General features: G+C 34.6%; 17 protein-coding genes, 1 pseudogene and 1 riboswitch. Of the genes and pseudogenes, 13 read left to right on the top strand and 5 right to left on the bottom strand.

Going from position 1 to position 15,661, the window contains the following annotated elements; genetic code table 11:
* Positions 1-544 (top strand): annotated as a pseudogene (locus BCR26_RS18090) (transposase); the annotation flags it as partial.
* Here the strand turns inward: BCR26_RS18090 and BCR26_RS12100 are convergent.
* Together BCR26_RS12100 and BCR26_RS12095 are read right to left on the bottom strand one after the other, a co-directional pair.
* Positions 466-1,059 carry a hypothetical protein gene (locus BCR26_RS12100; protein ID WP_069699245.1) on the bottom strand — a complete coding sequence of 198 codons (594 nt, stop codon included), beginning with the start codon at positions 1,057-1,059 and terminating at the stop codon, positions 466-468. The pseudogene BCR26_RS18090 and the gene BCR26_RS12100 overlap by 79 nt on opposite strands.
* A gap of 111 nt (positions 1,060-1,170) precedes the next feature.
* Positions 1,171-1,680 (bottom strand): flavodoxin domain-containing protein, encoded by a 510-nt coding sequence (locus BCR26_RS12095; RefSeq protein ID WP_069699244.1) that lies wholly within the window; start codon positions 1,678-1,680, stop codon positions 1,171-1,173.
* A gap of 211 nt (positions 1,681-1,891) precedes the next feature.
* On the opposite strand from BCR26_RS12095, the gene BCR26_RS12090 reads away from it, so the two are divergent.
* From BCR26_RS12090 to BCR26_RS12070, 5 genes are all read left to right on the top strand, one after another.
* Positions 1,892-2,491, top strand: a complete 600-nt coding sequence (locus BCR26_RS12090) for a TetR/AcrR family transcriptional regulator (protein ID WP_069699243.1) — start codon at positions 1,892-1,894, stop codon at positions 2,489-2,491.
* A gap of 50 nt (positions 2,492-2,541) precedes the next feature.
* Entirely contained in the window at positions 2,542-3,312 is a 771-nt protein-coding gene (locus BCR26_RS12085; protein ID WP_069699242.1) for a TatD family hydrolase, read from the top strand.
* The gene (rnmV, locus tag BCR26_RS12080) at positions 3,309-3,881 is read left to right on the top strand and encodes a ribonuclease M5 (protein WP_069699241.1); all 573 of its coding nucleotides are present in this window, start codon (positions 3,309-3,311) and stop codon (positions 3,879-3,881) included. Before BCR26_RS12085 ends, rnmV begins: the two co-directional genes overlap by 4 nt.
* Positions 3,878-4,762, top strand: coding sequence for a 16S rRNA (adenine(1518)-N(6)/adenine(1519)-N(6))-dimethyltransferase RsmA (gene rsmA / locus BCR26_RS12075; RefSeq protein ID WP_069699240.1), 885 nt, complete (start codon positions 3,878-3,880; stop codon positions 4,760-4,762). Before rnmV ends, rsmA begins: the two co-directional genes overlap by 4 nt.
* A gap of 153 nt (positions 4,763-4,915) precedes the next feature.
* Positions 4,916-5,545 (top strand): hypothetical protein, encoded by a 630-nt coding sequence (locus tag BCR26_RS12070; protein WP_069699239.1) that lies wholly within the window; start codon positions 4,916-4,918, stop codon positions 5,543-5,545.
* A gap of 75 nt (positions 5,546-5,620) precedes the next feature.
* Here BCR26_RS12070 and BCR26_RS12065 read toward each other — a convergent pair whose 3' ends face one another.
* Complete coding sequence (locus BCR26_RS12065) at positions 5,621-6,730, bottom strand: ABC transporter ATP-binding protein (RefSeq protein ID WP_069699256.1); 1,110 nt, start codon at positions 6,728-6,730, stop codon at positions 5,621-5,623.
* 330 nt (positions 6,731-7,060) lie between these two features.
* Between BCR26_RS12065 and mgsA the strand changes: the two genes are divergently transcribed.
* The 5 genes from mgsA (at position 7,061) to BCR26_RS12045 (ending at position 9,670) form a co-directional block, all read left to right on the top strand.
* The gene (gene mgsA / locus BCR26_RS12060; RefSeq protein ID WP_069699238.1) at positions 7,061-7,477 is read left to right on the top strand and encodes a methylglyoxal synthase; all 417 of its coding nucleotides are present in this window, start codon (positions 7,061-7,063) and stop codon (positions 7,475-7,477) included.
* Between the two features lie 146 nt (positions 7,478-7,623).
* Positions 7,624-7,938, top strand: coding sequence for a GNAT family N-acetyltransferase (locus BCR26_RS19005; protein WP_342669760.1), 315 nt, complete (start codon positions 7,624-7,626; stop codon positions 7,936-7,938).
* Between the two features lie 283 nt (positions 7,939-8,221).
* Positions 8,222-8,341 carry an antibiotic biosynthesis monooxygenase gene (locus tag BCR26_RS19235; RefSeq protein WP_139124943.1) on the top strand — a complete coding sequence of 40 codons (120 nt, stop codon included), beginning with the start codon at positions 8,222-8,224 and terminating at the stop codon, positions 8,339-8,341.
* Positions 8,342-8,385: 44 nt separating this feature from the next.
* Entirely contained in the window at positions 8,386-8,904 is a 519-nt protein-coding gene (locus BCR26_RS12050; RefSeq protein ID WP_069699237.1) for a methyltransferase family protein, read from the top strand.
* Positions 8,905-8,985: 81 nt separating this feature from the next.
* Positions 8,986-9,095, top strand: a riboswitch (THF riboswitch).
* A 38-nt stretch (positions 9,096-9,133) separates the two neighbouring features.
* A complete protein-coding gene (locus BCR26_RS12045; protein ID WP_069699236.1) occupies positions 9,134-9,670 on the top strand; it encodes a folate family ECF transporter S component in 537 nt (178 codons plus the stop codon).
* 66 nt (positions 9,671-9,736) lie between these two features.
* Here the strand turns inward: BCR26_RS12045 and BCR26_RS12040 are convergent, their stop codons facing one another.
* Positions 9,737-11,494, bottom strand: a complete 1,758-nt coding sequence (locus BCR26_RS12040; RefSeq protein ID WP_069699235.1) for an ABC transporter ATP-binding protein — start codon at positions 11,492-11,494, stop codon at positions 9,737-9,739.
* A complete protein-coding gene (locus tag BCR26_RS12035; RefSeq protein WP_069699234.1) occupies positions 11,491-13,215 on the bottom strand; it encodes an ABC transporter ATP-binding protein in 1,725 nt (574 codons plus the stop codon). The genes BCR26_RS12040 and BCR26_RS12035 overlap by 4 nt, the downstream gene beginning before the upstream one ends.
* A gap of 177 nt (positions 13,216-13,392) precedes the next feature.
* Here BCR26_RS12035 and BCR26_RS12030 point away from each other — a divergent pair, with 177 nt between their 5' ends.
* The gene (locus tag BCR26_RS12030) at positions 13,393-14,220 is read left to right on the top strand and encodes a putative ABC transporter permease (protein WP_069699233.1); all 828 of its coding nucleotides are present in this window, start codon (positions 13,393-13,395) and stop codon (positions 14,218-14,220) included.
* Between the two features lie 192 nt (positions 14,221-14,412).
* Entirely contained in the window at positions 14,413-15,558 is a 1,146-nt protein-coding gene (locus tag BCR26_RS12025; protein ID WP_420842040.1) for a 3D domain-containing protein, read from the top strand.
* Positions 15,559-15,661: the final 103 nt, after the last annotated feature.

The raw sequence follows: 15,661 nt of genomic DNA, 5'->3' as shown, positions 1-15,661 counted from the left end.
ATCGCCCTGTCTCTTTCAAACGATACAGTAGAAGAAAAGACAAAGGTGGCTTTGTACGAGATTTCAAAGTGTATGAATGTGAAGATTGCCGGGAATGTCCTGTTCGTAGCCAATGTACCAGAGCTACGAGTGGAAAGAATCGGCAGATTCTCGTGAACAATTCATGGCGTTATTTTAAAGCCGAATGCAAGAAGAAGCTTTTGGATGAAACGACAGGAACAATTTATCGGAGACGAAAAATTGAAGTTGAACCTGTGTTCGGTCATCTAAAGGCTCATTTGGCGTTCCATCGCTTTCACTTACGAGGAAAGCTTGGCGCCAAGATTGATGTTGGCTTAGCGCTTATGGCACTAAATTTAAGAAAATTAGGAAAACATATGGAGCGAAAAGCTCTTTCAAAAGAAAAAACAGAGACGATTTTGATAATAATAGTCAAAATCGTCTCTGTTTTCTATAAATAGTAGTTTATTGTCCCACTCTCATTTTTTTATTTCTTTTAAATGGATGGAAGCGTTTAGGTAAAAGAAAAAGTAATAGGGAATAAGGAACGCAGACAATACGCCAAGTTAATGATCGGCTGATACTATTATGTTTATACAACCAATTAAGTAGAAAATGTAAACCTAGTATACTTAAAAAGACAAAAAGAAATATCAGATAGTGATGCTCATTTTTAATGAGCTTTTGAAGCAAACTGCTGGCTAACGGAACGAGATAAAAGTAAACACTTGTTAGTGTGATTCGCCAGCTTTTCACGACACTACCTAAATTAATCATCAAAAAAAGCAGTGATAACAAAATTCCAATCGGTGGGAAGAAGGCAACCAGAGCAGAATAGATGGCTCCCCATAAAATCATTAAAGGCCCATTAACGAGTGCAGAAATGCCAATGAAAAGTCCAATTAGTAAAAATTTTTGGTAGATGCTTCCGTAAGCCAACAAACCAAAAAGAAACAATAATAGCCAATGCCAGACAGTATTTATCTGTGACTTTTTATTAAAAGTGCTATTCTGTTGAACAAATGTAGTTAAAGAAGCGTGTTCCAAAAAACGTTTCAAACTAAGATAACTCCTTTCTATGAAGGCATGGTAAAAACAGTTTACTTTTATTTAGTAAAAAAATCATCAGACTAAAGTAGGTATTTTTAAATCAAGAAGGCACTTTAATGATTAAGATATATGATTAATGGTATTAATTAATTCATCAAGAGCTTGGAACTTTAAATTTTCATAACAACTTGTTTTCGTTAGATTATTGATGCCATTATTTGATAAAATTTTTTTCATAATGAGTCGTTCAAAGACATTTAATTTAGAAAAATCTACTTTTCCGCCAAGAAAAACGTTCATTTCTGCATGATTCATCAGTTCCTTTGGAAACAGTTCATTTATTTGCTTAGTAATTTCATCTGGATTGAATTGTAACCCTAAACTAAATAGAAGTAGTCTTTTTTCAGTTAATGTAGCAATATTTTCAGATAAAAAATTCTTGGTTTGTTTTCTTAAATTCCCAGCGTAGGCAGGGGCGCCTAAAATAATAATGTCGTAAGAGTCTAATTCTTTTGAGCTAATTCTATCGATGGCTGAAATATCTGATGGAGTATTCATTTTTGAAACAATTTGATAGGCAATTTCTTTCGTAGTTCCTCTTTTCGAATCAAAAAGAATAATTTTTTTCATTGTAAATTCCTCCTTATTTCGAACGTCGTTCTTTAAATGAACACTGTTCATTTGTGTTTAATTTTATTCTATCATGAATTTACTTAATTTAAAAGTTTGTTTATTCTGGCTATTTGAATAATCTATTTTTATTGCTTATAATAGACGAGTATGATTTTATGAACAATGTTCAGAATACTTGTCATCCAATAAGTAGTAAGGAGGAGTTTTTTTGAATAGTAAAGAGCGAAAAGACCGAGAGAAAGAACAATTGCAAAATAAAATTTTTGATGCAGCAGTGGAGATTATTTTGACGGAAGGACTTGAAAAATTATCTATTCGCAAAATAGCCGCCAACATCGCTTATTCACCTTCTACAATTTACAATTACTTTGAGAATAAAAATGATATACTAGATAGTATTGCTTTTTCTGTTTACTTAGAGGTCGTTAATGAGGTCAGGAATGTGTTAGCAGAGAATTCAAGAGCGACATCACGAGAAAAAATTCGCTTGTGTTCCATGGCATTCATCAAAACAATGACTAAGTATCCTGAAAAATTCAGAGCCGTAATGTTAGTGTCCAATCGATCAACGGAGGATTTAAAAACGGAACCAGATCATGAAGGAAAAGCTATTTTGGAAGAATTAATTTTATCAGGGAAAGAGCAAGGCGATTTTAATCATAGTCAAGAAGATTCTGCGGAATTATTTTTAGTTGCACTGATGGGATTTGTTTACCATGTAGTAAGCACGAACCGTCCAATAGCTGATAGCTCAACAGAAAAAATGGCTGAAACTTATATAGAAATGTTAATTCATGGCTTGGATTAAGTGGTTTTAAAGAAATTATGATAAAGTATAGAGACAGAGGAGGTCGAGAAATGATTTTTGATTCTCATACCCATTTAAATGCGGAACAATTTAAGGATGATATTCCCGAAACAATTGCTAGAGCAAAAGTGCTAGGTGTGACAGAAATGGCAGTTGTTGGGTTTGACTCAGACACGATTGAAAAATCTTTAGAATTAAGTCAAACGTATGATTTTATTCAAAGTATCATCGGCTGGCACCCAACAGAAGCAGGCAGTTATACTTCAGCCATTGAAAAAAAGTTACAAAAACAGTTAACCCTACCAAAAGTTGTTGCGTTAGGAGAAATTGGGTTAGATTATTATTGGATGAAAGATCCAAAAGAAGTCCAAGATAAGGTTTTTCGTCGCCAAATTGCGATTGCAAAAGAAATGAATTTGCCAATAAGTATTCATACACGAGATGCGATGGAAGATACTTATAAAGTATTAAAAGAAGAGAAAATCCAAGACATAGGAGGCATTATGCATAGCTTTAGCGGTGATACTGAGTGGATGGAAAAATTTTTAGCTTTAGGTATGCACATTTCATTAAGTGGTGTTGTGACCTTTAAAAAAGCGGTAGAAGTTCAAGCTGTTGCGAAAGCTGTTCCTCTAGAGAAATTATTAGTTGAAACAGATGCACCTTATCTTGCCCCTGTTCCGTATAGAGGAAAAAGAAACGAACCGGGATACACCCGTTACGTTGTTGAGAAAATTGCTGAGCTTCGTGAAGAACCTTTTGAAAAAATTGCCAAACAAACGACCCATAATGCTCATGAACTGTTTAGGTTAGAAATATGACCAGTAAACTTAAAATCGAAGAAATTATTGTAGTTGAAGGGAAAGATGATACTCGACGAATTCAAGAAGTCGTGGATGCTGACACAATTGAAACGATTGGTTCGGCAATCAACGAAGAGATTCTTGAACAAATTGAACACGCACAAGAAACAAGAGGTGTCATCGTCTTTACAGATCCTGATTTTTCAGGAGAAAAAATACGTAAGACAATCATGGAAGTCGTTCCAGATGCAAAGCATGCGTTTCTTTCTAGACGATTAGCCGCTCCTAAAAAAAGAGGCAGTAGCCTTGGGGTAGAACATGCTAGTGATGAAGCAATTCTAGCAGCACTACATTCGGTAGTTACTGCAATAGCAGAGACTGATAATTATCAAGAAATTTCTAGACAACTATTAATAAATTATGGTTTAATAGCAGGGACTCACGCGAAAGAACGCCGTGAAAAGCTCGGGGATGAGTTAAGGATTGGATATACAAATAGTAAACAACTGACGAAACGCTTAAAAATGTTTCGGATTACAGAAGAAGAACTAATTGCTGCGATGAAAAAAGTGGAGGAATCAATTTGACAGAGTATAAAGAAATAGCAACCCCTTCAAGAACGAAAGAAATATTAAAAAAACATGGTTTTTCATTTAAGAAAAGCTTAGGGCAAAACTTTTTGACAGAGCCAAACATTTTACGAAAAATAGTCGAAACAGCTGGGATTAACTCACAGACAAATGTAATTGAAGTTGGGCCGGGTATCGGGGCTTTAACAGAGCAATTAGCCAAAAATGCAGCACAAGTATTAGCTTTTGAAATAGATGACCGCTTGATTCCTGTGTTAGAAGATACCATGAGTCCATATGATAATGTGACTGTCGTTCATCAAGATGTATTAAAAGCTGACTTAGTTACAACGGTAGCAGAAACTTTTCGAGAAGAATATCCACTTAAAGTAGTGGCTAACTTACCTTATTATATTACAACACCTATTATGATGCATTTCCTTGAATCAAATTTAGACGTTCAAGAAATGGTAGTTATGATGCAAAAAGAGGTTGCGGATCGAATTTCAGCAAAACCTAGTACAAAAGCCTATGGTTCTTTATCTATTGCAGTTCAATATTTTATGGAGGCCAGTGTAGCGTTTATCGTACCTAAAACAGTGTTTATTCCTCAACCAAATGTTGATTCAGCGATTATTAAGTTAACGAAAAGAGAGAAACCAGCTGTTGAAGTAACGAGTGAAAAAGAATTTTTCAAATTGACCAAAGCGGCTTTTCAATTACGTCGTAAAACCTTGTGGAATAATTTAATTCATTACTATGGTAAAGATGAAGAAACAAAAGCTTGGTTAACAAAAAGTTTAGAGGTAGCGGGAATTGAGCCATCTCGTCGAGGTGAAACCTTGTCATTAGAAGAGTTTGCTCGGCTAAGTAATCAATTAGAAGCAAATAAAGTATAGACTAAAATAAAAGACGAACAAAAGAATAAACACTTTTGTCTGTCTTTTTTTGTGGACAAAAAGTTCATCTTCTTATGTGTCTTGACACATATTCGGTTTTCATTTAAACTATATTCTATCATATGTGTCTTGACACTTTCAGGAGGAGAAGAAATGAGAAGAAGTTCTGTTAGACAGTTAACAATTTCGGCACTATTAATAGGGATGGGGATGATTATTCCTATGGTGATGCCGAGAATTACAATCGGTCCAGCTTCGTTTACCTTAGCCAGTCATGTGCCTGTTTTTATTGCTATGTTTTTTTCACCGATGATGGCTGTAGCGGTTAGTTTGGGAACTGGGTTGGGTTTCTTTTTATCTGCAACCCCAATTATTGCGTTACGAGCACTTTCTCATTTGGTTTTCGCTGTAATTGGTGCATGGTATTTGCAAAAAAATCCAAGTATTGTTAAACCGAAAAATAAGAATATCCTTTTTAATGGACGGTTTCAGCTATTCAATTTATGTATTGGTGTCATTCATTCTGCAATTGAACTAGTGGTGGTGAGCCTCTTTTATACAATGGGGAATATGCCAGAAACTTATTATAGTCAAGGCTACATATACTCGATTTTCTTATTGATGGGCATTGGAGGATTAATTCATAGTCTTATTGATTATAATATTGCGTACTACTTAGCGTTTGCTTTAAGCAAACAATTTAATATACCAGTCTTTACTGCTGCGAATAAAAGAAAAAAGATAGGTTCTGATATACAAGTAATACCGGAAAAATCAATTTGAATACGAAAAAAAGTTGGAGCATAAATCTAAAGATTGCTCCAACTTTTTTATAGGAATTCTAAAGAAAAGTATTTCTTAAGGTAAGGTCACAACTTCTTCAGTTTCTGGATCAAAGAAATGTGCTTTATTAATATTAAAAGCTAAATCAACAAATTCACCTGGGCGATGGAAGTCACGTGCATCAACTTTAGAAATAAATTCAGTGTCACCAATTTTAGTGTATAGCATAGTCTCTGCTCCAAGTAGTTCTGAAACGACTACTTCTGAGCGAACCACCGCATCATTCATGGTATCTAAAGCTACTTGTTCACTATGAATATCCTCGGGGCGAATGCCGAAAATAATTGGTTTCCCTTCATAGCCTTTCTCGACTAAAACTTTATTTTTTCCTTCTGGTATACTTAGTTCCAAGCCATGTCCATCACGAATAACGCCATTTTGTAAGGTGACATTGAAAAAATTCATCGCTGGTGAGCCGATAAAGCCAGCAACAAAGACATTGACAGGTGTATCATAGACTTCTTTAGGAGAACCAATTTGTTGAATAAAGCCATCTTTCATAATGACAATTCGATCCGCCATAGTCATCGCTTCTGTCTGATCGTGTGTAACATAGATTGTAGTTGTTTCTAGGCGTTGATGCAGTTTTGCTATTTCAGCTCGCATCGCTACCCGTAATTTAGCATCTAAGTTAGATAAGGGTTCATCCATTAAAAAGACTTTAGCATCTCGAACAATAGCACGACCTAAAGCAACCCGTTGGCGTTGTCCCCCTGACAAGGCTGCTGGTTTTCGTTTCAAATATTCTGTTAATCCTAAAATTTCAGCGGCATTTTCGACCCGTTTTTTTATTTCAGCTTTGTCATACTTACGAAGTTTCAATCCAAAAGCCATGTTATCAAAAACTGTCATATGAGGATAAAGGGCATAGTTTTGGAATACCATCGCGATATCACGATCTTTTGGTGCGACATCATTCATCACTTTATCACCAATCATTAACTGGCCTTCACTAATATCTTCAAGACCTGCAATCATTCGTAGTGTAGTAGATTTTCCACAACCAGAAGGGCCAACAAAAACAATAAATTCACGATCAGCAATCTCTAAATTAAAGTCAGTTACAGAATAATTTTCTGCATTGTCATATTTTTTAAATACATGTTTTAAAGCCATTTCTACCATTTTATTCACTCTTTCCTCTTTTAGTCTATATACAGTATATTGAAAGCGCTGTATTTTCTCAATGTAAGGTTGCACAAGAAAAATCCGTTTTTTCCGTCAAGTTGACTAGGATGTGTTTGGAAACAAAGATGATATCTGAATTTTTTGAAATGTGTGAAAATCTAGCTTATGTGGTGCATAATTAAGACTTTATGGCAACCAGTTACCTATGATTGACGAAAATATTCGTCGCAGTAATTTTCAGACACATCCTAAGGTGCTTCCAAAGATTCGGCACAATATCGATAGGTTTGTTATAATGGTTAGAAGAAATCGATTGGAGGACAAAAAATGAAAATAGCATTAATCGCTCATGATCGAAAAAAAGAATTGATGGTTAAGTTAACACTGGCCTATTTACCTGTTTTAGAAGAACTTGAACTATTTGCTACAGGAACAACTGGGTTAAAAATAACTGAAGCTACAGGTTTGGCAGTCCATCGCTTTAAATCAGGCCCGTTAGGGGGCGATCAGCAAATCGGTGCAATGATTTCTGAAGATCAACTAGATATGGTCATATTTTTACGAGATCCATTAGCTTCACAGCCTCATGAACCAGACGTAAATGCATTGATTCGGCTAAGTGATGTTTATGAAATTCCATTAGCAACGAATATTGGAACAGCTGAAGTGTTATTGAGAGGTTTGCAGGCAGGATTTGTTGACTTTAGGGAAGTAGTTCATGAGATGGATAATAGGGTTATTTAGAAGATAGAGTTTTATGTTCCTTATAAAAATGATTGGAGTTAAGTATGAGTAAGTATATGTTGAAAAGAGAAGTTCCTGAAGTAGAAGAGTATTTAGCTTTACGTGAAAAAGTTGGCTTATAAAAAAGAGGAAGAAAAAGTAGTGAAATTGGTTTAGGAAATAGCATTCACTCAGTCACAATTAGAAAAGAATCTACTGGTGAGTTAATTGGGATGGGTCGTATTGTTGGGGATGGTGGGACAAGCTACCAAGTCGTTGATGTAGCAGTTGCTGCCGAGTTTCAAGGAAAAGGGTTCGGTAAAAAAATAATGATGGAATTAATGCTGTATATTCAGAAATATATTGATCCCTTAGCTTATGTTAGTTTAATAGCAGTTTGCCCTGCAAACAAACTATATGAACAATTCGGTTTTGTTGAAACTAGTCCAAAGAGTATAGGTATGTATTTCAAAAGAAGTTGACAGTGGAGTAGAATTATAGAAATTAATTGCAGAATTGTCATAGTTTTTTATAGAAAGACTATAAGTATTAAAAAAGTGATTTGTACTATTTTGAAAAACAAAATTTTTCTAGGCAGGCGAAAAATTCATGAGATAAATAGTTGCTTCTTCAAAGATAAAAATAGGTTGTTTAACAGAAGCGTTGTTTCTTTATGAAGAATTAGCAGCTAAAACTAGACAAGCAACTGGGTGTCTTTTTGTACGAGCAGCATGAAGAGTTGAGAGACAATCATTTTTTCCTTTAATTGAAGAATGGGAAAGCTTAGAGGCTTTAAAAGCACATACAAAAACAGAACATTTTATGAGTATTGTGGCACAACTCTCTAAATATGAAACAGAATTACCGGTCTTAAGATTGAAGTAAATTTTTTAATACTGATTGATTGAATTAGATAGGAGAAATGGGAGATGAACAGCTTTGTTTTAATTATTCCGTTACTAATTATTCGTTTTATTATTTTGGGAGCTTTGAATCCAACGGCTTTAAAAGAAGTAGCCTACTTTGCACCACTTTTAGAAAAGGAAAGAATAGCTTATTACGTTTACCAACTAGCCAATGCGCTACTGATTATTTTCCCATTTTTTCTTAAAACAAGATTTGATTCAATTATTGGTATTCTTGGTGGGACTATTTATCTAGCTGGCATTCTTTTATTATTAATTTCTACCACTAATTTTGCAAAGTCGACAAAAAAAGAATTAAGAACGCAGGGAATCTATCGTTTTTCGAGAAATCCAATGTATGTAGGCTATTTTTTATTCTTCTTAGGATGTGTTCTTATTACCAAATCAGTGATTTTATTTGTGAGTTTGATTAGCTTTCAAATCTCTTCACATTGGATTATTTTATCTGAAGAACGCTGGTGTCAAGAAAAATTTGGTGAAAAATATCTGAGTTATAAAGGAAAAGTTCGTCGCTATTTTTAGAAAAGTTCTTTTAAGAAGAATAGAAATTTGAGATTGATTACGATTTGTGCTATATTTCATATAGGCTTCGGGCCTAAATAAATCAGAGTAGGAAATAAAGCGTTAAGTGCTGAATAGATGGGATGTTGCTATTTGGACGAAGGATAAGTTAAACGAGGCTTATACGCGGTTTTATTTTCGCATTCGCTGCATGTTTATTTGTGTAGCAACTCTTAGAGGAGATGCTAAAATGAAAAAAAGTAAAATTGAAACACGGATGATCACATTGATGGGCTTGCTTATTGCAATGATGGTTATTCTCTCACGTTTTATTGCGATTGAAACGCAGTTTTTAAAAGTGAGTGTAACATTTATTCCCGAGTCATTAATGGGAATTCTATTTGGTCCTTTTTGGACTGGAATCGGTAGTGCTATTGCAGATGTAATAGGAATGTTGTTATTCTCAAAAGCTCCTTACTTTCCTGGGTTTACATTGAATGCTTTTATTACCGGTGCAATTTATGGCTTTTTCTATTATAAGAAGGAGTTGACGTGGAAACGGATTTTCATGGCGACATTTTTGGTAACAGTTATTGTTCACTTTTTCTTAACACCGTTATGGTTAGGATTAATGTATGGCGTGGACATTACCAATATTATTTGGTGGATTCCAAGGATTGTCAAAAATACGATCTTTTTCCCAATTCAAGTAGTTGCAACTTACTACTTAGGAAATAAAATTCCTTACAAGAAAATGCTTGGCAAAATAATGCCTAGTTTAAAATAATAACATAAAAATGCACTGCCTTCTCCAACATCCATAGAGAAGGCAGTGCATTTTTTTGCTGTTTTTTTAATGATCAAATTGAGCTTCGTAGAGCGCATGGTAGAAACCATTTTTTTTATTTACTAATGCTTCATGAGTACCAATTTCTACAATTTTTCCATGATCCATCACAACTATTTTATCTGCTTTTTTTATTGTTGCTAATCGATGAGCAATGACAAAACTTGTACGGCCTGCCATCATTTGTAAAAAAGCATCTTGAATATATTTTTCGGTTAAAGTATCAACAGAGCTAGTTGCTTCATCTAAAATAAGCATACTTGGATTACTTATCATTGTTCGTGCAATTGTCATTAATTGCCGTTGCCCTTCTGAAATTTTAATGCCGGTACTTCCAAGCATAGTGTCTAATCCTTTTGGTAGACGTTGAACAAAATCAAAAATATAGGCTTTTTTCATAGCAGCTTCAATTTCTGCCTCAGTTGCCGAAGGGTTTCCATAAATTAAATTATCTCTAATAGAGCTATCAAACAACCAAGTATCTTGTAAGACCATACCGAAGCTTGTTCTTAGGCTATCCTTATTTATATTAGTAATAGGAATGCTGTCAATAGATATCGTGCCACCATCGACCTCATAAAACCTCATGAGAAGATTCACTAACGTGGACTTTCCAGCACCAGTTTGTCCTACAATCGCAATCATTTCGCCTGGATGAGCAACTAAATTAAAATCTTCAATTAAAGGTTTTTCTTTAGTGTATGAAAAATAGACATGTTCAAAGGCAACTTCACCACGACAGTTTTTTAACTCAATCCTATTTTCTGTTTTCTCTTTTTCAACGGGTTGATTCATCAGATCGAAAGTACGGTTCAATCCTGCTAAAGCGGTTTGGATTTGTGTACTAATACCAGATAATTCAATAAAAGGTTTTGAAAACTGAGAAGAGTAAATAGTAAAGCTAGAAAGGATACCAATCGTAATTCCTTCAGCACTATTAACAATCAATAAACCGCCAATCAATCCAATAGATAGATAAGAAAGATGATCAATAAAACGGGAAAGCGGGTTTGTTAATGAGGAAGAAAACTGTGCTTTTTGGCCTCGAACATACAGTTCTTGATTGAACCTTTCAAATTGTTTCTGAGAGACTTTTTCTCTTTGGAAAGTTTTTACTAACTTTTGATTTCCAACGATTTCTGTAACATAACCTGATATTTCTCCGACAATTCTTTGTTGTGCTGCGAAATCTTTTTGAGAGGTTTTCGCTACAATCCAGTTTACGATAAAGATAATAGGTGTCATAACCAATACAACAATCGTCAATACTGGACTTAATCGAATCATAAATAGAAACGTAATAATGATTACGGATAAACCAGAAAATACTTGATTAAAAACTGCCGTGCAAGCAGAGGAAATATTGTCCATGTCATTAGTAAAGCGGCTCAAAATATTCCCGTGGGACGTTCGGTCGTAGTAACTTAATGGTAGTTTATTTAAGTGCTCAAAGGCATCTTTTCGCAACTCTGCAATAGCAAGAAAGGAAACGCGATTTCCTAGCAATTGAATGAGCCACTGACTGACAACCGTAATAAACAAAATAATTCCTAGTAGCATAAGGATCTTTAGTAGCGCTGTAAAATCTACTGCGCCTTTTCCAATCATCGTATCTACCGATTTACCCATATAGAAAGTTAATAAAACCGTTGTTAAACCATTAGCAATTCCTAAGATAATAGCAGCTACTAATTCTATTGGGTATCGAAGTAAATAAGGTGAAAACCGTTTTAGTGAATGAAAAGCAAATTTTTTGTTCATCATTGGGAAATCACCTCTTCCTGAGAATGGATAATTTCTTGATAGTCCTTGGATGTTTTTAATAATTCTTGATGAGTCCCTAAACCTACTTGATGAGCACTATTTAAAACAAGAATTTGATCAGCTTGTTGGATGGAGCTAACTCGCTGAGAAATAATAATTAAGGTAGTCGTTGTTAATTCATTTTTTAATGCCTGTCGTAAATTTGCATCCGTCTGATAATCTAATGCACTTAAAGAATCGTCTAAAATTAAAATAGCTGGTTTACGAATCAGGGCACGCGCGATGGTTAGTCGTTGACGTTGTCCACCAGAGAAATTTTTTCCTCCTTCAAAAACAAAGGTATCTAAGCCATTTTCAAGATTTTCTACAAAGTCTTTGCATTGGGCAATTTCCAACGCATGCCAGCATTCTTCATCAGTTGCTTGTTCTTTTCCCCATTGGAGGTTTTCTCGAATAGTTCCGGTAAATAAAAGGGCTATTTGTGGAACAATCGCTATTTCATGACGCAACTTTTCTATGGGCCAGTCACGGACATTCAGATTATCAACAAAAATATTTCCTTCAGTTACATCATAAAATCTAGGAATTAATTGTGATAATGTACTTTTACCACTCCCAGTAGGACCAATGATTCCTAAAAAGCTATTTTGGGGAATGGTCAATGAAATATGTTGTAAAGAATATCCTGCCGTTGATTGGTATCGGAAGGAGACGTTATCAAAAATAATTTTGCCTTTCCCAGCCGTATGCTTTTCTTTACTAGCCATTGGTTGAAGGCTAGGCACTATCTCTAGAACCTCATTGATCCGGGAAGCTGAGGCCGATGCTCGAGTAAAAATAATAACCAAATTTGATACAACAATTAAAGCTAACAGCATTTGATTCATATAATTGATTAAGGCCAAAATTTCTCCCTGTTGAAGATTACCAATATTTATTTTGATACCACCAATGTATAAAAGAGTAATGATTCCAACATTCATGATTAAGGTTGTGGCAGGATTTAGTAAAGAAGAAATATTAGAGACTTGGATATAAGTTTTTGATAAGTCATCGGTTACTTGATTTATCTTTTCCTGCTCTTTTTCTTTTTGAGCAAAGGCTCTAATGACCCTCACGCCACTTAAATTTTGACTGATTTGACGACTAAGAGAATCGATTTTTCTTTGGACTTTTTTATAAATAGGCACCGTTTTTCTTATGATAAAATAAAGAATAATGCAGAAAATAGGCAATAAGGCTAAAAAAAGAAGACCCATCTCAACATTAATATAAAAAGCCATAATCACAGAACCGATACTTAAAAAAGGGGCTCGTATCACTAAGCGAATCAGCATTGCTAGAGCTAGTTGCAGTTGGTTCACATCATTAGTCATACGAGTAACAAGGGTATCCGTTCCTAAGCTATCTAATTCAGCATGGGAAAGCTGATTAATTTTTTTCATTAGTTGATTTCTTAATTCTGTACCAAACCCCTGTGAAGCAATGGAAGCGTAGTATTGACAAATAATTACACAGACCAATCCAATAGCAGACATGGCCAACATCCAACTAGCCATTTGAACAATATAGTTGAAATCACGTTGTTTAATTCCTGAATCAATCAGACGAGCCATAAATAAGGGCAAAACTAATTCAAAGCAGGCTTCTAAAAATTTAAAGAAGGGGCCTAGAATAATTTGTTTTTGATATTTTTTTGCATATTTCAGTAAGCCAATCATGTTCTGTCTCCTCTCTTTGTTATTATTGTAACGTAACACCTATCTCAAAGGAAGTTCCGAAGCATAAAAGTAGAAATTTTGTTACAATAGATAACAAATCAAACAAATGGCGAAACGTAATCCTGTTTTGTTAGCCAGAAACGGTGGATATCAGATTTCTAAGAAAAGGAGTATTATATGAAGGAATTTATCGAAGTAGTCTTATTATTTTTTATGTATTCATTTATTGGATGGCTATGGGAGACAATTTATTGTTCGATAAAAGCAAAAAAATTTATTTATCGAGGATTTTTAATAGGTCCGTATTGTCCGATCTATGGCTTTGGCATTTTAAGTGTGCTTTACTTTTTAAATCCATTTCAGAACAATCTTTTTTTACTCTATATTCTTTCTGCTGTTATGGTAACAGTCTTAGAATATATAACAAGTTATGCTTTAGAAAAATTATTTCACGCATCTTGGTGGGATTACAAAGATGTACCTTTGAACATAAATGGTCGAGTAGCAATCCCTGTTTCTTTATTTTGGGGAATTGATTGTGTCTTAATTGTTAAAGTAATTCAACCTAAAGTGTTGATTTTGGAACAATTTTTAGCGAATCGGTTTGGTCTTGCATTGCCGCTTCTATTATTGGTGCTAATTTCTAGTGATCTAGTCTATACTCTAATTAACATGCAGTCCTTCAAAAAAGTTACAGCTGAAATGAGTGCTTTGATTGAGGAAAGAAAAGTCGAATTAGAAAAGAATCTAAATGAAAAACGCACAGAATTGGCCACAAATTTATCTGAACTAAAAGAGGAAATAGGAGCGAAACGTAAAGAATTTGAAAAGGCAACTTGGCTGGATGAACTAAAAGAAAATGTTAATGCGAAAAAAATCCTGTCTAAATTGAATTTTAGCCAAAAAAGAATGGTTCAGAACTATCCTAACTTGAAATTGAAAACCATTAGAAACCCCGAGGAAGTCAGAAAGCTAATGAAGGAATTTCGAAACAAAATAAAATAGAAATGCGCGAAAAAAACTTGTAATTTTATAAATACAAAAAAAGTTAAAAAGAGCGTAAATACGCCATGAACTGCCCTTAATATTACAGGGAAAGGAACGCTTGAATCAAATTGTAATGAATTGTAACGTTATTGAAATGAAAAAACACCTTTTGATTAGTATAATAGATAAAGTTGGATTTAGTTAGGAAAGGTGTTGGATTCAGTGAAAGTAAAAAAATTGATACCATTTATAGCTGTTATCATGATGACCAATCTAGTTCTTCCATTAGTTGCTGGTGCCGAGTCACTAGATGCTTTGAATGAAAAAGAAGCAAAAGCGGAGGAGACTGGCAAGACAGTTAGTCAAGATATCAACGAAGCTTTAAATGATGTTAATGAAAAATACGCTGAAATTGAAAAACTTAAAGTGGATATTTCAAAAACTGAAGAAACAATAAAAGAATCAGAAAACCAAATTGCTGCAACAGAAACAAGTATTGCAAAACGTAAAGAAGCAGTTGGAAATCGTATGAAAGATGTTCAGCTTAATGGTGGCGGTGAACGTACATGGCAAGTACTATTAGATGCTGAAAGTATTACTGATTTCTTCCATAAAGCGTATGCGATGAATGTTTTGCAAAATGCAGAGCGTGAAAAAATAGATGGTCTGTCTAAAGATAAAGAGAGATTAGCTGAATTGCAAGAAACTGTAAAAAGCAAACAAACAGAATTAGAAACCAACGAAGCGAAATTACAGTCTGAAGCATCTGTTATGGATGAGCAAATAGCTGCATTGAAAGAACAATTAGCTAACAATGAACAAGTATTATCTCAAATTACTAGTGAAAAACAAGTAGAAAAAAATAGAATTGCGGATGTTGCAGCGAAAGCTAAAGCGGAAGAAGAAGCGAAACAACGCGCTATAGAATCTAGTCAAGAGTCAGCAAGCTCATCATCTTCTAGTTCACAAAATTCTTCAAACTCTACTGAACAAACCGTTCCATCTCAACCAGAAGCACCAAACACAGGAAATACTGGTGAGAATAGTGGCGGTGGAGAAACCCCTTCGACTGGCGGAAATGTTTTGTATGTTCAGTCAACAGCCTATTCTTGGAGAGAAGGAAATGGCTTTATTACGGCAACTGGAATTGATTTAAGAAATCAAAGTAATGTCATTGCAGTTGACCCTAGCGTTATTCCTTTAGGGAGTATTGTAGAAATCGAAGGCTATGGTGTGGCTATTGCTGGGGATACCGGTGGAGCCATTAAAGGGAACATCGTTGACGTGCATTTTGATACAGTTCAACAATGTATAAATTGGGGACGTAAGTATAACTTAAAAGCAGTCATTCGTTAATAAATGATAGAAAAGAACAACTGAACGTTAGTTGTTCTTTTTTTGTATGGTTTTGTGCTATAAATTTAGGGAGAATCCGTATGTAACAAAGTAAGTAAGGAAA

Origin of the sequence: Enterococcus rivorum (assembly GCF_001742285.1) — a bacterium.
Lineage (GTDB): Bacteria > Bacillota > Bacilli > Lactobacillales > Enterococcaceae > Enterococcus_L > Enterococcus_L rivorum.
Note: the sequence above shows the minus strand (reverse complement) of the source record. Positions and strands in the feature narration are given on the sequence as shown.